This is a genomic window from Pelagibacterium nitratireducens (assembly GCF_037044555.1).
GTDB lineage: Bacteria > Pseudomonadota > Alphaproteobacteria > Rhizobiales > Devosiaceae > Pelagibacterium > Pelagibacterium nitratireducens.
In genome coordinates, this window is record NZ_CP146275.1 from 1,263,616 (window position 1) to 1,281,757 (window position 18,142).

At 58.3% G+C, this 18,142-nt stretch carries 14 protein-coding genes; 9 read left to right on the forward strand and 5 right to left on the reverse strand.

The features are described 5' to 3' along the window. The first annotated feature begins 6 nt into the window (after positions 1-6). Entirely contained in the window at positions 7-561 is a 555-nt protein-coding gene (locus tag V6617_RS06375) for a hypothetical protein (protein ID WP_338609811.1), read from the forward strand. A 30-nt stretch (positions 562-591) separates the two neighbouring features. Here the strand turns inward: V6617_RS06375 and V6617_RS06380 are convergent, their stop codons facing one another. After that, positions 592-1,386: a YdcF family protein gene (locus V6617_RS06380; RefSeq protein WP_338609812.1), complete on the reverse strand. Its 795-nt coding sequence runs from the start codon at positions 1,384-1,386 to the stop codon at positions 592-594. Between the two features lie 67 nt (positions 1,387-1,453). Between V6617_RS06380 and V6617_RS06385 the strand changes: the two genes are divergently transcribed. Beyond that, on the forward strand, positions 1,454-3,604 hold the full coding sequence (locus V6617_RS06385; RefSeq protein ID WP_338609813.1) for a copper-translocating P-type ATPase: 2,151 nt from the start codon (positions 1,454-1,456) through the stop codon (positions 3,602-3,604). Between the two features lie 123 nt (positions 3,605-3,727). Here V6617_RS06385 and V6617_RS06390 read toward each other — a convergent pair whose 3' ends face one another. Together V6617_RS06390 and V6617_RS06395 are read right to left on the reverse strand one after the other, a co-directional pair. After that, the gene (locus tag V6617_RS06390) at positions 3,728-4,621 is read right to left on the reverse strand and encodes a DUF305 domain-containing protein (RefSeq protein ID WP_338609814.1); all 894 of its coding nucleotides are present in this window, start codon (positions 4,619-4,621) and stop codon (positions 3,728-3,730) included. A gap of 397 nt (positions 4,622-5,018) precedes the next feature. Continuing rightward, positions 5,019-5,759, reverse strand: a complete 741-nt coding sequence (locus V6617_RS06395) for a glutaredoxin (RefSeq protein ID WP_332716559.1) — start codon at positions 5,757-5,759, stop codon at positions 5,019-5,021. Positions 5,760-6,092: 333 nt separating this feature from the next. Between V6617_RS06395 and V6617_RS06400 the strand changes: the two genes are divergently transcribed. The 6 genes from V6617_RS06400 (at position 6,093) to V6617_RS06425 (ending at position 14,255) form a co-directional block, all read left to right on the forward strand. Continuing rightward, complete coding sequence (locus V6617_RS06400) at positions 6,093-6,521, forward strand: DUF7282 domain-containing protein (protein ID WP_338609815.1); 429 nt, start codon at positions 6,093-6,095, stop codon at positions 6,519-6,521. Positions 6,522-7,575: 1,054 nt separating this feature from the next. Next, on the forward strand, positions 7,576-8,028 hold the full coding sequence (locus V6617_RS06405) for a hypothetical protein (protein WP_332716555.1): 453 nt from the start codon (positions 7,576-7,578) through the stop codon (positions 8,026-8,028). Then, on the forward strand, positions 8,025-8,960 hold the full coding sequence (locus V6617_RS06410; protein ID WP_338609816.1) for a hypothetical protein: 936 nt from the start codon (positions 8,025-8,027) through the stop codon (positions 8,958-8,960). Before V6617_RS06405 ends, V6617_RS06410 begins: the two co-directional genes overlap by 4 nt. Continuing rightward, positions 8,957-11,275: a transposase family protein gene (locus V6617_RS06415; RefSeq protein ID WP_338609817.1), complete on the forward strand. Its 2,319-nt coding sequence runs from the start codon at positions 8,957-8,959 to the stop codon at positions 11,273-11,275. Before V6617_RS06410 ends, V6617_RS06415 begins: the two co-directional genes overlap by 4 nt. Before the next feature lie 5 nt (positions 11,276-11,280). Then, positions 11,281-12,306, forward strand: coding sequence for an ATP-binding protein (locus V6617_RS06420; RefSeq protein ID WP_332716549.1), 1,026 nt, complete (start codon positions 11,281-11,283; stop codon positions 12,304-12,306). Beyond that, a complete protein-coding gene (locus V6617_RS06425) occupies positions 12,303-14,255 on the forward strand; it encodes a hypothetical protein (RefSeq protein WP_338609818.1) in 1,953 nt (650 codons plus the stop codon). Before V6617_RS06420 ends, V6617_RS06425 begins: the two co-directional genes overlap by 4 nt. 854 nt (positions 14,256-15,109) lie before the next feature. On the opposite strand, the gene V6617_RS06430 is transcribed toward V6617_RS06425, so the two are convergent. Further along, on the reverse strand, positions 15,110-15,943 hold the full coding sequence (locus V6617_RS06430) for a class I SAM-dependent methyltransferase (RefSeq protein WP_338609819.1): 834 nt from the start codon (positions 15,941-15,943) through the stop codon (positions 15,110-15,112). 132 nt (positions 15,944-16,075) lie between these two features. Here V6617_RS06430 and V6617_RS06435 point away from each other — a divergent pair, with 132 nt between their 5' ends. Next, positions 16,076-16,936 carry an alpha/beta hydrolase gene (locus tag V6617_RS06435; protein WP_338609820.1) on the forward strand — a complete coding sequence of 287 codons (861 nt, stop codon included), beginning with the start codon at positions 16,076-16,078 and terminating at the stop codon, positions 16,934-16,936. Between the two features lie 150 nt (positions 16,937-17,086). Here the strand turns inward: V6617_RS06435 and V6617_RS06440 are convergent, their stop codons facing one another. Then, positions 17,087-17,827, reverse strand: coding sequence for an N-acyl amino acid synthase FeeM domain-containing protein (locus tag V6617_RS06440; RefSeq protein WP_338609821.1), 741 nt, complete (start codon positions 17,825-17,827; stop codon positions 17,087-17,089). Between the last annotated feature and the right edge of the window lie 315 nt (positions 17,828-18,142).

Here is an 18,142-nt window from a genome sequence, read left to right on the forward strand (position 1 = left end):
ATCAGTTTGGGGCTGATTGACCGACTGGATCTTCTTGATCGCTTCGACTGTGCAATCGTGGTCACGGATATGGTTCGGTACGAACTTGAGCGTGGTGGGGAAGGTGCTCCGGACAAGCCAGCACTGGATCGGTGGTTCTCAAAGGCGGGCAATCGCATCCAGTCCATCGAAACAACGTATGGGCTCATGTATCAGGCTTTGCCACCGGATGTTCAGCGTCGCATCCGGCTGACGACCGACGCCGGTGAAAACTCCATCAGGGAATTTTCCGATCACGTCCGACACACTCTGTCTCGGGGGGATCAGATATTGATCCTCTACGAGGACGGCAAGGTGCCGACCAAAGATTTCGGGCCACAGGCCCACCTCGTCCACACCTTCGCCTTCTTGTTGGCGCTGGAGAATATGGGCGTCATACAATCTGCTGACGCGTTGCGAGAAGCAATCCATCATAAACGCCGAAATCTTGCACGCGATCTCTTTGAGCGACCGGCAGCGGATGCTGGAGACGAGAGTTGGACGCAAGCCTACGATACGCAGCCAGGTGGTTCGCAAATGTGAGTCGATGCTGAACCCAAGCAAGGCTCAGTCTCAATCCCGCGGCGATGGGAAAGTCTCTTCAGTGAACGCTGCCAGACGATAACTCAAAAGGCCGACCCATTCGTGGGCCGCCAGGTCGGTTGTTGAGAGCCCGTTCGACGCCGTTCCAGGCCAGGTGCCGCCTGCGGATTTGGTCCGGTAATCGACCGGGTAGGGTACAACCGTCAGGTTCGTGGTCCTGAAGCAAGCAACAGCGCGTGGCATGTGACTGGCCGAGGTCACAAGAACCCAGGTGCCGGACGCGCGCCCAGCAAGAGCGGCGGCCGTTTCTCGGGCATTCTCGCACGTGTTGCGGGATAGTTCTTCCATGGTGAGGCGTTCGGCGGCAACCCCAGAACTGATCAAGGCGTGTCGCGCCAGTTCGGACTCGGTGAGGCTACCATCGTTCGACTGGTGTCCTCCACCGCCGGAAAGAAAGATCTGGGCCTCGGGATAGCGCGCTGCGAGCATGCGGGTCTCAACAATGCGCTCGCCGGCTTCATTGAGAACGAGTGTTTTCCGGTCGAAAGAAATGTGCGTGTCGACAGCACCACCCAGCATGATGACGCCTGCAACTTCGTCGGGTAGTGCAGTCCTGGGAAATCTGTTTTCCAATACGCCCAATGCGAACGGGCCAAGAGGTGACCAAGCCGCAAGGGCCAATCCCAAAATCGAAACGATCCCGAATGCGGCAGCCAGTTTCCGGATCTTCATGACCCAAAGCGCCAGCGCCGCCAAAAGGGCCAGCAACAAAACGTTGGACGGCGTGAGAAAGAAGTCGAGAATTTGCGAAAGGGCAAAGAACACCGGAAACCTCCCTTGGTTTCGCCACCTAACACTGGCGGCATCAACAAAGGATTGACGTGAATAGGACTTGACCTTCCCAGCATTGGAAGGAGCACCATACCGTTCGTTTGTCTCACCCGCGATCAGTGCTCGTGGCCGAAAACATGTAGGGCTTTTGCAAGAGCGAAGAGGAATTGGAATGGATCAGCATCAACAACACCGTCATGCCCATGGCACTGCCGCGACCGAAGACACCACGGGACGCGACAAGCATGCGGGGCATTCGGTGGCAATGTTTCGTGACAAATTCTGGCTCTCACTGGCCCTAACAGTTCCGACGGTGTTTTGGGAGCCGATGATCCAGGAATGGTTCGGGTATACGGCGCCACGGTTTCCAGGATCCGAATTCATTCCCGCCCTTTTTGGGACGGTTGTCTTCATCTACGGGGGGTGGGTGTTTCTGAACAGTGCAATCGGTGAGCTCAAGGCGCGGCTCCCGGGCATGATGACGCTGATCTCGCTGGCCATCTCCGTTGCGTTTGTCTACAGCGTTGCCGTCTTGCTCGGGTTCGACGGTCACCCGCTGTGGTGGGAGCTGGCCACATTGGTGACCATCATGCTGCTGGGACACTGGATCGAGATGCGCTCGATTTCCCAGGCGCAAGGCGCACTCAACGAACTGGCGAAGTTATTGCCCGATTTGGCTGTACGGGTAATTGAAGGAGATAGGACCGAAGAGGTGCCCGTGTCGGGCCTCAGGACGGATGACGTCGTTCTTGTGCGACCAGGGGCCTCGATTCCGGCCGATGGCGTCGTCATGTCGGGCAAAAGCGCTGTCAACGAATCCATGATTACCGGGGAATCTCAACTGGTCGACAAGACAGATGGATCCGAAGTGCTCGGCGGCACCGTGAACGGGCAGGGCTCCCTTCGAGTGCGCGTGCTTCAAACAGGTCAAGAGACGGCCTTGGCCGGCATCATGAGGCTGGTTTCTCAAGCACAGTCATCCCGCTCGCGCGCCCAGGCGCTGGCCGACCGGGCCGCCTTTCTGCTCACCGTCGTTGCCATTGTTGCCGGTGTCGCGACCCTTGCCGCATGGTCACTGCTCGGTGCCGAGATCGATTTTACGGTTACCCGGGTTGTGACTGTGCTCGTCATCGCCTGTCCTCACGCCCTAGGGCTTGCCGTTCCACTGGTCACGGCCATTTCAACCACCCTGGGTGCCCGAAATGGTTTGCTCATTCGGGACCGTCGCGGTCTTGAGGAAGCGCGAAATCTCGACACGGTCGTATTCGACAAGACCGGAACATTGACGCTTGGTTCCCACCGTGTGGTCGAGATTGTCGCCGCAAAGGAAAATGATCCGGATACGGTATTGTCGCTCGCAGCAGCAGTCGAACGGGACTCCGAACACCCAATCGCACAGGCATTGCTCAAGAGCGCAGAAGACAAAGGGCTCGCGCTCCCGCGGTCATCGAGTTTCGAGTCGGCAGCTGGCAAGGGCGTCGAGGCTGTTGTCGAGGCACGCCGCTTGTCCGTTGGGGGGCCGGCGTTGTTGCGGGAACGCAATGTCGAGCTCGACAATGACGTGGAGAGCGCAAGCCGTCGCTTTGGTGACAACGGGCAGGCCGCGATCTACCTTCTGGAGGGCGAGAACGTTTTGGCGGTGTTCGCGATCGCCGATCAGGTGCGCCCGGAGTCCAAGGAGGCCGTAGCCAAGCTGCAGTCGATGGGCATCGAGGTCGTTATCCTGACGGGGGACTCCGAGGCCGTGGCGCGATCGGTGGGTCGTGAACTCGGGATCAACACAGTCTTTTCCGGCGTGCTGCCCGATCAGAAGTCCGACAAGATCAAAGAGCTGCAGGCCCAGAGCAAGCGCGTTGCCATGGTGGGCGATGGCGTCAACGACGCGCCCGCTCTCGTCACCGCCGATGTCGGAGTGGCCGTAGGTGCGGGAACCGATGTGGCTGTCGAAGCCGGTGATGTGGTGCTGGTGCGTTCTGATCCCCGGGACATCGCCCGCATCGTAACCCTCAGCCGCGCGACCTATCGCAAGATGATCCAGAACCTGTGGTGGGCCGCCGGATACAATATTGTTGCGATCCCGCTCGCTGCCGGGGTGCTCTATTGGGCCGGTATCGTCCTGGCGCCCGCGGTGGGGGCGGTGCTAATGTCTGCCAGCACGGTCATCGTTGCGATCAACGCTCAGTTGCTACGGCGGCTCGACATGGCGCGATAGACAGATCTTACTCGGACGAGCCCGTCGGAGATGGGTTGCGCGGCCGAGGCAAAGCGGTGTCGGCTATCAATGCACGCGGCAGACGAGGAAGGGCGCGCTGGCTTGCCGGCCCTTCCTCTACCCTTAAGCAGAACAGGCGACGTAGCCGCCATAGCCTACGCGGAGTTCGGATCCGATTTCGAACACCATGGTGGCTTCATTCTGATCAGCATCCCAGCCCTGTGCCTGTTGCTCCGACGTCAGGCTGATCCGAATGTCGCCCGCTTCATACCCAAGGGCTCCCTCGGAATTGCTGGCCAGCGCCAAGCGAACCAATGCTCCGTTGACTTTGATGAGGGCAGCATCTTCCCCGTCAGCGCCCGGGTTAAAAGCGAAAACAGGGTTTCCCTCGCTGGTGTAGCGAAACACGCAGCGACGATCTCCATCCAGACCCTCTTCGATCTGGGCATCATCGAGCGTCGCGGGATCCAGACCGGCGATCTGCGCACCCTCCAGTGCGGCTCCTGCCGTCATGAATTCTGCGGGCTCGTCGCCGAGCGCGGGATCGATTGCATCGTCAGGCGCACCACTATCGTCGCGATCCGCAAGGTCACCGATGAGAAACTTCATTTCTGAAATTTCCCGCTCCTGGGCCTCGATGATTTCGTCGGCGAGCTTGCGGACGCGCGGATCGGTAATCTGGGAGCGTTCAGATGTCATGATGGCAATTGAGTGATGTGGGATCATTGCCTGCATGTATTCGCTGTCGTCAACGCTGACTTGACTACGCACTAACCAGAGCGCCCCCGAAAACACGACGATTGAACCAGCGAAAATGGCGATGTTGAGCTTGGTGTTCTTGTACATCGAGAGCATGTACGCCAGCATGATGACGGCCATGGTGGCACCCATGACCAGCGCCATCCAGGCGCGGGTTTCGCTCCAGAATACGTGCTCGAAAGCATAGGTGTTGAGATACATCAGGCCGAACATGACCAGCGTAGACGTGGCGATCATGGCGGCAAAGCGCCAATACATTTTCATGAAACTTCTCCGATCGAAATGGATCCAAATGATTTGCGGACCTGCTTAGGTCCGGTTCATCTGGGCGGAGGTGGATCAATGCCTGCATTGTTAGCTGGTGGCGCTGGGAAAGCCCAATGATCGACCAATGTCTGCTTTTCGTCGGTATTTATGTTGATACCGGCGGGCAGCACAGCGGAGGTGGCGCAATGGAGATCGAAGGCGTTGCCGGACCCGGCGTGATGGGCCTGGCTTAGTTCACCTGGCGTATTTTGACCGAGCGACTCAGCATCTTGCGTGGGGGCGAGAAGGAATGTGTGTTCGCTTTGGCAAACTGCCCCAATCGCGGGTAGGGCCGTCAAGACCATCATGAGAAAGCCCAGCGATATGGCCCTGCGGAAGCGCATGAGGGTCATAGCATCCTCATCATCCACAGCGCCATGGCGACCATCATCACGTTCTCGGTCAGGGACACGAAGCCCAAGGGGACGTTGCTGTTTCCGCCGACGCAAGCGCATTTGAGATCGCGCTTGTCGATATAGACGGCTTTGAATACTGAAATGGCACCAATGGTGCCGATGACGAGGGCGACGGGGATCGCGATCCAGAGCAGAGCGCCTGCGATCATCAGAACGCCGGCGAGCGCTTCCCCGAAAGGATAGAAGTAGGCGTAAGGGACGTAGCGTTGCGCTACGAGATCGTATCCGAGGAACGTGTTTGAAAACGATGAGATGTCACGGAGCTTGAGGACCGCGAGGATGCACATGGAGATGGCGATGAACCACTCCACGGACCGAATGGTCACAACGGTGCCGAATGCTGCCCAGGTCGCGGCCAACGCCATTGCTGCAGCCATGGCAAAGACCGCGACTACCGGCGTGTAGCTTGTCTCGCCTTCATTTTTGCCTTTGCCAAAGTGCCTTTTGAGGTCGTCGTAACCGCCGACGCGCCTGCCACCAAGAAAGGTTTGCGGCGTGGTATCGACCTGATGCTCTCGCTTGAAAGCGTCGGTTTGCTCCCGAGTTGTCAGCCAGTTGTCCTCAACCTCGTAACCTTCGGACTTCAGCAGATGTCTCGATTTGAGGCCGAACGGACAGATATGGTCGTCCATCACCATCCGATAGAGTACAGCTTTTTCGGCACTTTTACTCATAGGTTCGCACCCCCCTGTTGAAATGTAAACGGCCGAGCGGCGGCATGGTTCACGACTTCATCAAGGATAACTCGACGATTTCCGCGTCGACGGCGCTGCGGCCCGCGCCCTGAACGAGGATCGGCCAAACGGGTGATCTTCCCCAGCTTGTGAGTTCAGCAGGGGGAGTGGGGTTCTCTTCCCCACGTTGACGAACACCGATGTACCTTGCGTTTCCTGATTGCCAGATTGAAACTTTTCGGTCGGGGAAACGTAGCTTCTCCCAGCGGAGACATTTGTTTCTCTCCGTGGCCCTGTTCGGGTCATCTTGACTTCATCAAGGAGAAGAACACCATGCTGAAACAATCGATAGTCGCGTTGGCGCTTGGTTCGAGTGCATTGATGGCGGGTCCTGCACTGGCCGATCATCTCAATATTGCAACGGACGGCATTCAGGTCGATGGCGATACGGTGACTATACCCTCGGTCCTCATCGATGAACCAGGTTTCGTGGTCATTCACGAGGTTCTCGATGGTCAACCCGTGGTGCCGGCCTCGATCGGCAATGCATATGTGGAAGGCGGAACAACGGACAGCGTAGAGATTACGACGGAGTATCCGCTTGAAGATGGCGCCGACTACATCGCCATGCTGCATTATGATACTGACGGAGACGGGAAATATTCGTTCGGTGACGGAATGACCGATGTCGACACCCCGGCGCTCAACACGGAAGACGCTCCGTATGTTCAGCCGTTCACCGCCGGCGACTCCATGATGTAACGTTCGGCAACCGAATGATGGAGGCTCCATCATAGAACCAACATCAGGGTCCGTAGCACCACGCTGCGGGCCTTTTTATCTTTGGGCCGTTTAGTGGTGGGATGGGGACAAAGGTGATTGGCGACAACCGGGATCGTGATTTATGGCCATACGATTACGTTCGGCTCGTCGGCCTCAACGCATGGAAAAGATTCAGACGTGTGGTCGGGTCTCAACCGGCGGCCAATCGTCACCGAAAGGAGCGGGCCTGCGAATGGTGGGCAGGTGAACGCGGCGTTGCTCCAATCAGGCTTGGTCGACGTCAGTCTTAAGTGTCGTTTTTCGACATTCTAATTGACTTTCCGGTCCAATTCAGGCATAAGAGGCAATCTGACTTGTCGGCACTGAACCTGCCAGTCACCTCCCGATGCGAATCGATCACCGCTTTAGAGACATCGATTCGGAGGGAACGAGCGGTTATCGATATCCCTCCCCAAGAGAGAAATGTTTTTTTGCACTCACGATGACGTGATCGCACGCGCTTCTGCATGCGTCACTTTTCCTCATCGAGACATGCTCCCTTTCTTCTGGAAAATTCATGCTCAAGGGAATTGGACTGCGGCGATCCAACCCCGCCAGAATCGATGCGCGCGTCGATTTTACCCGCAACAACAAGCGCCGTCGATTAGTTAATGTAAAACATTAGGAAATGCCGATAGTGGACTCTTTTGACTCCACCAATTCAAAGGCCGGATGGCAAAAAGTTGGTCGCCACCCGTCACTTAGGGCTTTCAATCCCGACTGATTCGGAAAATCATGACATAGAGATTCGCAGCTGCCCTTCGGCGACACATTGCGGGTCAATAGGAAAGGAAAGGTAAAGGGGATAGGGAGCGCCAAGTGCAAGCTACCCCATAAAAGAAAGCGCCCAGGAAATCCTGAGCGCCTCTTTATCAGCATCAACCGTCTTTGCGCCCAAGACGTCGAAATCGAAGCGCAAAGACACAACCAAGTGCCCGAGGAGCATTGCGTACACGTGCGCACATGTCAACCCTCGGGCGCTGGAAGGACTGCCATGTCCAGCGTTATCTCAAGAGAGAGCCTCGGTCGCTTCGACCACCGTTCTGACCACAATGCCCTCGAAGGCACCTATCTCGTTCGTAGCGGTATCGATCCCGCTATCCTGAGCTTCAGCTACGCGAGTGGGGAACACATCTTCTTCCGCGACGGGGCGGGCAGGTTGGTCCATATTGCGGCGCATCAATTCCAGGTCGCTCGCGATGCCGGCGACGTTCTCGATGTGCACTTAAGTTCCCCACCTGTCATGCTTTTCGATGACTGCGGCACGGAGTGGATCGCCTACCTACTGAACTGCGATGATCAGTCTTGGCACTTCATGGTGGAGGCGTCGGGAGAGGTCGTTTCGTTTTCCGACGACGAGTATGAGGCGCTCCTTGACGCGGACCGCATTGTGCCCCTTGCCGATCTGGACGCCTGCTGCTGTTCTGGACCCGGGGGTGCAGCATGACGATGGCGAGCCTGGAGCGTTCTGATGCGGCTTGGGCCGAGATGGCTGCTCCGCCGGGCGAGTTCGTCCCGGAAGCCGTCGCACGGCAGCCGCGTGCACGCGAACGCCTCGACATTCGCCGGCAGCTTGAGCTCGATCGCGAACTCATCTTCGCACACATCTTCGTTTCGCTCGATGGCGGACCAGTGCGCACGATCATCAACGGGCTGCACAACAAGCCGACCGGACGCGAATATATGATCAAGTCCGCGTTTCGCGCTGCACCGTGGGAAAGCATGCGCGGCGAGCGCAGCTTCATGCGCTTGTGCGAAGTTGCGTCTCCTGTTCGCAGTTACCTCGCCCAACCTCATCGCCTCGAAATGCAGATCATCGGCGACATCGACCGGTGGGTCTATTTCCCCGACGCCCGCATCGAAGTCGATGAAGGTTTTGCCGATATGCTGAAGCGCGGCGTCCCGTTCGCGGAGGCTGTCGCCGATTGGCATCCAGACATGACTTTGGGCCGCGATGCCGTTCTGTTGGTCGAGATCAAGACTGACAAGGATCGACGGGCCCAGGATGATCTCTATCGTGCCAAGCTCGGGTTGGCGCGGGAAGTATATGAGAGGCTCGGCTGGCAATTTGCTGAGGTTCTCACGTCGCGAGATCTCGCAGTGCCCAAGATCGAGAGGGCGGTGCATGAGATCTGTCTTGATCACGATACTTCCATTACGGCTGAGGACGTTCGAGTAGCGCGTGAATGCACCGGAAGCGGTGTCGACCTCGGCCAGTTGATTACCGAATTGGGGGGACGACCCCTTGGCATGGCAAAGGCCGCCGCCCTTCATGTTCGGCGTGTGATTTCTCTCGGCCTTGAAGAAGGATTGGCTGAGCATACAGCGGTTCATCTGGTTCCGGCAGGCCAGGATTTGTTCGGAGTCATGCGCAAATGACATTCGATGCAATGACACTCCCGAAGCTCGATTTCGACCTTCGAAAGGATGATCTCTATTGGGTCAAAACAAGCCCTGACGAAAAGCGTGCCCTTCGCTTCCTCCGTATGGATATGAAGGGTCTGTTGGTTTTTCAGGGGGACGACGGGCCGGATATCAAGATTGCCGTGCCGCTGTTCAAAACCATGCGTTCGGACGGGCGCGCGGCACGCGTCCCCAACAAGGTGCGAACCAAGAAGTCTCCATTGGAACTCGGCGACGTCAATCCGACCAATCTCCTCGATCCCGAGGAGCCGGGGATCACCACAACCGAACAGGCCCGTCGGCTCAAGCAAATCCGAATTTTCCAGAAGGCTCGCGACCTCCGCTGGTTCGTCGTTGAGGCAGATTTGGCCCCTCTGACGACCCGCGGGCACGTTGGTGTCGATCGTTTCATTAGTTCGAAACGGGCCGACGCGAAACGGGCGGGTATCAGGTGGACACCTTCCGCGCCCACGCTTTTGCGCGCCATCGACCAATGCGGCGAATTCCAGTCGCGGCCTTTGTCCGCCTTCTTTTACGACTACGGCAAGCACGAAAAGTTGCGTCGCTGGCATCCCTTCGTCATCAGCGAAGCGCAGAAGATGATCGAGGCGTTCTGGCACCCGGACAGAAAGCCCCATCACGAAGTCCGCAACGACTTCTACAACGCGATACTCAATGAGATCGCCCGTCTCAAGGGTGAGGGCCTGGCTATTCCGCCTTCCTTGCGCAAACCGGCCAAGGAGACAACGCGGCAATGGATTAATCTTGCGGAGAGCTGGTATCGCTGGCGGGACCGTTATGGGCAGCCGGCAGCCGATGCCCGCTACCTCGGCCGGGGCAGGTCCATCGAGGCAACGCGTCCGCTCGAATACGTGGTCTTCGACCACACTGTCGTAGACTGTTGGGCCCTCGTTGAAGATGAAGGCGGCAATATTCTGCTCGTCGAGAAGCCGACTCTGACACTTGCCGTCGATCTCAAGACCCGAATGCGTCTTGCGGCTTTTCTCTCTTACGAACCTCCGTCGCTGTATTCCGTAATGGCCTGCCTCAAGCAGGTTGTGCGGGTGAAAGACTGGCTCGTGGAGGAATTCGGCGCTGTCAAAGGGGCGTGTGACGGTTGGGGCAAGCCGAGGACGATTGTGGTCGATAACGGGTGGGAGTTCGCGGGTATGAGCTTTCAGGCCACGTGCGAGGCAGCGGGTATCAGTGTGATTTGGGCCCCGGTTCGCTGCCCGCAGTTCAAGGCAGTTGTCGAGCAGGCGTTTGATGATCTCAATGAGCACGTCTGGCATCGCATGAAGGGTGGCATCCCATTGACACCCCAGCTTCGGTCCAAGTTCAGGATCGATAACAGCACCAAAGCCGCACACACCATCCGTCAGATGGAATATTTGATGTGGCACCATTTCGTCCACGTCCGGCATCTCGAGCCCAACGAGGAGATCGGATGTGCACCGGCGTTGGCTTGGGCGAAGGGGCTTCAAGCCCACGGCAGGCGAACGGTTGATGATGTGACGGTGTTTGATGGCCTTCTGGGTGAGGGTGTGCGTTGCACGCTTACGCCGCAGGGCGTCGCCATCGATGGTCAACGTTTTCATGATCCCTCCATCACCTCGGATCTGCTGAACCGCCTTCTGAGATTCGCGCGAAAGGGAAACCGCACAAAGGATTTTGCACGCGCCGGCTCGATGGACGTCTATGCGACCCGCGATCGCGTTGATGCGAGTTATGTGATGGTTTGGGATTTCGAAGCCAAGAAGTCCATTCGGATGCCCAACGTCCGGAGCAGATACAGTCACGGCATCAGCTGGAAAGTCCTGAAAGAGGTCGAAAGGTTCGCCGCCGAGGAGAATCTCGCGTTCCACAGTGAGGACGAAATGATTGCTGCGCGAGCCGCGTTCAACGCCATGGTCCGCTCGGAATTGCCCCATCAAGGGTTCCGGGCAGCGCGCAAGCGGGCCGCGTTGATCGACAAGGCTCCGAGCCTGGTTCCGGGCGACCGAGTCAAGGAAGTGGCAATCCCTGCCAATCCCACCGGCGCTGTCAACATAGCACACGACACTGCCGCCGTGCATCGCACCGACGACCGCATCCCGCCTGCGGGACCAGACCGGAGCAGGCAGAAGAGAAAAAAGACGTCCAAGGGAACGCAAGGAGCGCGGACGCGGGATGCACCCCTGTCCGGAACTCAGCCACCAGATACCGAGGTTACGGTGATGGAGCCCAGCGCCTTCGCACTCGATGACCCGGCATCGTTCCTTCGACATCTTGCACAAACCGATGAGGACTAACATTCATGGCCAAAAACATCGCCCCGTCCACGACTGCTGTAATCACCGCAACGGTCTGGAATACGTTCGAATCTCTCTACATCCAGCACGGCGCTCTCGAGAAGGCGCATGACCAGTTCGATGCCGTCAGGCTGGCATTTGCCAAGAACAGGGAGTCAAACTCTCCGACCCGCGGCCTGTGCATTTTCGCTCCTTCCCATTCGGGCAAGAGCCATACGATTCGCAGCTACGTTCGGCAAAAAATCGTTCCTGCATTGTTGGCTGAAGATCCGGCCCTTAGCGTCATGGACGTGGAGGATCTCGTGCGGGAACAGAAAAAGGTCGTCCACGTGACGCTGTCGGCGCAGGCGACCCCGAAAAGTCTCGCCGTGGACATTCTTACCGCCTTGGAAGATGACGAGCCGGACCGGGGAACCAAGCAAACGTTGTGGCGTCGGGTTCACAAGCTTCTCAAGTCGGCCGGAACAGAGCTGCTGGTCATCGACGAAGTGCAGCATCTTGCCCACCGTCGCATCCGCTACAAGCAGAATTCCGATGAGATCGTTTATGACCATCAGCAGGACCAGACCGTCGCCGACACGCTCAAAGTCATGATGATCCGCGGGTCGGTCCCTATTGTGTTCTGCGGTATCCTGCAATCGCGCCAGCTTCTGTTCGCGTCTACCCAATTCAAGGGCCGGGTTCTCGACGAAATTCGGTTCGAAACCCTTCGCTGGGCAGTCGAAAGCGAGCGCATGGAGTTCTTCGCCTTCTGCGGTCGTCTTGCTCTGAAACTGAAGCAAACGGGGCTGCTGACGGAAGAGCCGCCCCTGGTTCACGACGATGTTCCCAGTGCACTCTATGCTGCATCAGGGGGACGGCTCGGCCTTGTTTGTCGCATCGTCGAAAAAGCCACCATTCTCGCATTGACGAGTGGATCGACGACCATTTCCCGCGATCATCTAAGCATGGCCGTCGACATCGTTATCGTCGCCCGCGGTGAATCTGCGCACAACCCGTTCAACAACAATCCCGGAGCCACGCTGGTATGAGACGCTTGATCATCGCTACCGACATCTATCCCGATGAGCATCTCCCTGGGGCAGTGGCGCGCGCTGCCGAAGCCAATGGGCGCCAACACTGTTTTGAACTGTTGCAGATGGTGGATGTGAAGAGCCACCATCCCGGAAGCAAGGTAACGGAACTCGACGATAACGAAGCCGAACGCCTGGCGGTGCTGATGCGCACGAGGGCGCCGTCGGTCTTGCAATCGCGGCACCTCGTTGATGACCTCGGGAACTGCGGTTTCTTTGGAACGACGATTCGTAACAGACACCGCGAAGCCCAGATCCGGCGTGTGTCGCCCCGGGCGATGGCGATGAAACCCTATGTGCGGGCGATGTGGCAGCTGAAGCCATTCTCGTTTGATCCGCAGACGAAGGAGGCATTGATCTCGGCGTGTCCGGTGTGCCATCGCGGACTCGGCTTTTCACGCACCCAGGGAATCTGCTTCTGCGACTGGTGCTCCTCTCCCGACGATCTGGGATTCGCACAGCCTACGGTCGATCTTCGAGACTTTCCCCAGCCCATCGTTGAACTCGAGGACATAGAGGCGCTGGACTTTGTTACCGGGCTTGTCGATCCTGATCCCGACGTTCGTTCCAGCTTCTCGCCCCAGCTCGACAATGACCTTTCCGGCTTGTCGAGGGGCGAGGTGTTCGAACTCGCCATGGCGATCACGGGAATCATTGAACAGGATCCTCGGCGCGCCGTGACATCGCCTGCAAAACCCAAGACGAGACAGGACTACGCACGGGTGTTCACCCCGGAGAGGGTTGCAGAGGCCGGCCGCATTCTTCTGAACTGGCCGAAGGGATTCGATGGCCTGTGCGAGAAGGCGCGCGCCACAGCGCCCGACCGTGCAGGGTTCTACGGCATCAAGTCCGAACTCGGCCAAGTCTACGCCCTGACTGTGGATCGCACGCTCTCCGAGCCTGCGCGCGCCCTCGTCCGCGGTGCCGTCGAGCGCAACATGGAGCTCACGTCGTCAGCCGTTCAAGTGCGCCGGGCGGAACATCGTGGCCGCTCGGACCTCATCACGATACAGGAGGCTGCGGAACGACACGGGCTGGATCGCCGCGTCTTCACCAAGCTCCTCCGGTTTCCCGAGGTGACCCGATACAGATCTTCAGGAACGTCGAAGGGACCGGTCCTTCTGGTGTCGGAGGAGATCGCGTCCCTGGTCGCACTGCGCGAAGATCTGGAGAGTTCATCCAGTGTCGGGTTGCGCCTCGGCATCCCCAATGGGTCGGTTTCACAACTTGCCGCGGCAGGCCTGATCGAGAAGGTGACCGGACCCGTTCTGGCTACGGTCACGGGCAAGCACCAATATCGCCGTTCCTCCGTCGATAAGCTGATTGGCGACATCGAGGCCAGGATCGTTCCCCGCGACAAAGGAGAATTTCACATCCGCTTGACGAAGGCGATGTATCGCTTGCCGGCCGGCGAGAAGCCTTGGGTGCCCGTTGTTCAGGCTATTCTAGACGATCGCCTTAAGGTGTTCGCCGTGAAGGGCCGACTGGAAGCCACTCTGATTCGATTGGCCGCGCCCTCCTTCGAAGCGATCACGCGTGTTTTGGATTGTGGGTATCGTCCCCCGATCCCGATCGAGCCGACAGTGACGCGTGCCGAAGCGGCCGATCTGCTCGGCATAACTGTCGCGACGACCATCGCGATGGTCAACGAAGGCATCATTCCCTCCCACGGGTCTGGGGTCTGCACCATTTATCGTCGCGATGTGCTGGCGGTCGCTGAGGCCTACATCACGACTGCCGAGATCTCGAGAATGATGGGTGTCGGCTACCGGTGGGTGAGGACCCGCCTGGCCACCCTTGGCGTCGAGCCACAATTTGAACTTCGAAAAAACCGGGGACTTGTCTACGACAGAAGGCAGGTCGTCGCCCTCTGCGCCCAACTCCGCACAAGGGAGGATGCTGCGTGAACACGACCCCGAAAACAACTGGGACGGCCGATCTGGAAGAACGCAAAAATGCTGCGCGTGCCGAGCTCGATGCGCGGGCGCAAGGCGATCTCTTCCTTGATGGCGAAATCAACCAGGCAGAAACGTTGGCCGAGATCGATGGCCTTGTGAGGTCAAGAAAGCGCAGAAGGCCCAGAGCGACTCGATCTGCAACTGCGACGGAGGCTGTCCAGATGGTGATGGATCTGGAGAAGGTGCCTGCCACGGGTCTCGACCACGAAGATTTCGCACCAGAGCCTTCGGAAGACGTTGCGGACCATCACCAGGACTTGTCCATTGGCGCTGTGGTGATTCAGGGTTCGTCACAATGCCGTTCGTCGCCTTTCAATCGGATTCCATATCGGCAGTGGCGCGTCCCGCCGCACTCAAATCCCGCAGTTAAAGTCGATCTCCGAGCGCGATGGAAATCGGGACCGGTGGATGGCAATTGCCGGAACCCCGTCCGTCATAACAGCCCATCGGGTGGAGTTGGTCCTCGAACGGCAACAATGCGCGGTCCACCGTTAAAATCTCGCTTCTAGATCAGCAATTGAGATGCCGCTTCACCGCGGTGGCTTCGCGCGTGCGGTTTTCGCCGGCAGATCGAAGGATCTGCCGGCTTTTTTTTGCCTCCGACTATTGTGGAGCCGCTGACCTCAAAATCGATTCACAAAACATGGTCGATGGCTGCATATCGACTCACAATTCCCGGTTTCTTCTGATATTCGACTCACAAAATGTGGTCGATGGGACTCAGCGTTTTTGGCCGATGCCTGGTTTTCTGGGATCAAATCGACTCAACTTTTTTTGGTCCCATCATGGCTAAAGTTGCCGCGTCAGGAAACGCGGGCCCAGGCGCCGACCAGGCGCGGGTAGAAAATGCATGGGTCATGGCCCGCCTGGGCTTCTTCGATCAGACGGTCATGGAGCGTCTCGATGTCGATTTCCACCGCACTTGCGATTCCGAGAGCTTCCATCGCCGACATCAGGCTCTTGGTGGATTCGACGATGAACTCGAACCCATCGACATCCTGATCATTGCTGACCCGGGTCAGCCCGATCATGTCGGGCGCAAGGCCCGCGGCCCGGTACGCGGGGTAGAGGGCGGCGCCCATATCGGCGGTTCGACCCGAGCGGCGGTAAACTTCGCCGATCCGCTCGATGCATTTGTGGAGCAGCGGCAGGGCGGGTTGTGCGTAGGAGGTGGAGATATCGAATTCGATGAAGCTGATGAGCGTGCCCGGTTTGAGCCGTTTGGCCAGTTCGGCCATGGTCGCGCCGGGATCGGCCATGTGAAGCAAGAGGAACCGGCCGGTTACCGCATCGATATCGGCCGGGATTTCCGTTTCTTCGAGTGTGCCGGCAACAAAGGAGATGTCGAGCCCCTTGGCCTCGGCCCGCGCCCGGGCAACCGAGAGAGCGGCCTGCGATGGGTCGAGACCGATGACGGCGCCGTCCGGCCCCACAATGTGGGCCGCGATCAGGGAAACGTCGCCAACCCCGCATCCGACATCGAGCACGCGCATGCCCTTTTTCAGCCCCGCCCGCAAAAGGATGTCGCGGGTCAGGTCGGCAAACAGGGCCGCCTGGCGTTCCAACCGCACCAGTTCGCGTTCGGAATGGCCCAATATGTAGGCCTGATCTTGTGCTTGGGGCTGGGGGGTGGTCATGGGCGTCCTCTGGAGATGATTGCCGGCCGAAAATTTGGAAACGTCGCGGGAAGAGCCCGAGTGCGGTGTTAACGCGGCTTACACGCGCGCTCGGATAGAGTGGGTCGGTTGGTATCCTGATCGGAACCCGAGATGTTGTACAGGCGCATACAGACAAGGCAAGCGAGTATCGCTCTGGCCGAAACCCGCACGGACGGGTTTCCGGTCCTGTTTCTGCATGGCAATTCGAGTTCGCGCGACGTCTTTGTTCGGCAACTCGAAAGCGAACTCGCAAGCCGGCATCGCCTGATCGCGCTCGATCTGGCGGGCCATGGCGCGTCCGGCGATGCAGTCGATCCCAAGGCGGCCTACACCATTCCCGGCTTTGCCAGCACGGTTGGAGAGGTTCTCGACGCCCTGGCAATCGACCATCTCGCTATCGTGGGGTGGTCGCTTGGCGGTCACATCGGCATCGAATTGCTCGAGAGGGACCCGCGTATTGCGGGCCTGATGATCATGGGGACGCCGCCTGTATCGCGCGGGATCTTTGGCATACTGCGCGGCTTTCAACCTCAGTTTGACCTTACCCTGACCACCAAGGGCCGGCTGACGCATCGGGAGATGGACCGGCTCGCCCGCCTGTGTTTCGGCGATATGCCGCCCAGCGAACTGCGCGATGCGATAGCGCGCGCCGACTGGCGCATGCGGAAAATCATGGGGCATGGCCTGATGATGGGGGCGGGGGTCGATCAGAAAAAGGTCGTCGAGCACAGCCCGGTCCCTGTTGCAGTGGTCAATGGCGAGTTTGAGCCGTTTGCGCGCCTCGATTATCTCGCTGGCCTCGATTACGCCAATCTCTGGGATGGCCAGTGCCATGTGATTGCCGGGGCGGGGCATGCCTCTTTTCTCGAAGCCCCCGATCGGTTTAACGCGCTGCTGGGCCGGTTCATCGATGACGCCGCAGGGTTTGCCGTGTTCAACGAGGCGACCAGCCTTGGCCGGCGCCACGGTTGACACGCGCGAGCTGTGTTTCGATCCCAGAGCTGTTCAGGAATTGATTGATTCAAATCCCTGGCTCCAAGCCCTTGTTCTGTCGCGTGTTGCGAACCGCAAAACCGTTTCCATCCCCGATCGCGTCGAGGACATGCTTTTGCTGGACACGCCCTAGTGCAGGTTTGCCGGTTCCACGCGCCCCGAAAACACTGCCGTCGCCACTTTCTCGAGTGTCGAGTGCGTGGGGCCAAACAGAAAATCCATCTCGGCGGCCGTTGCATTCATAAAGGGATAGCGGGCAATGACGCTCTCGCGCACCGCGCAGTAGTCGATGCCCATAAGGCTCAACTGCTTTTTGAGACCATGGTACTGGCGCGGCGGGCACAGCGGCCGCATGCCGAAAAGGCGCCGATAGAAAGCCTGGTGTTCTACGCGAACCGAAGCCAGGCCCAGATTGGCGCTGTAATATTCCGACGCGAGAAAGCCCAGCCGGGCGGTGATATAGGGCAATTCGGGGTGCCGGCCGCTCACTGCGGGATGCACGGCAAAGCGCGTCGGATCGACGACGATGTGCCCCTTGTCGATTTCCGGCAGAAGCGTTTCGGGGAACGCGTCGACGGTGGGAGAATGGGGGTTTTCCGGGGTGGCATAATGCACCCGGATGGTGCTCGCCATCTCGCCGTCCATATAGACACCAAAGACATGGCCGTTGTCGGCGTGGTCATAATCGTCGGTCAGCCGCTTTTCAAAGCCGATCGGGATCATGCCTTCGCGGACATAGGCTTCGTAGCGCAAACTGAACGCATGTTCGCGCTCACCATACCCTTCGAGCCGACGATATTCGATCCTGTCAAGAAAATCGATCAGGCGTTGGGAAAACGAAGTTGTCCCGACCGATGATACGGAACTCATGAACTGCCCCCTAAACCATACAAGGGACACCTTTAACCAACTTTTAACCAAGGTCAATTGGTCGAGATTGTCTGCCGGGTCCGGTTAGTCGCTTTGATGGGTGCTTTTGCTGCGATTTGGCCTATCTATACTTGGAATTATCGAAATATTAACCAGTTTCCGATTGGTGCGTTTATGTTGTTTGTCCCATTTTTGCGAAAATGTTCCATAGTTTTTAAGAAAATCAGCGGTAAATTCCTCGTCTCCGCTTGGCGCCAAACTGTCCGTGCACTGGCGACGGAATGGTAAATATTTAAAATTGCCGAGATAAGGGGA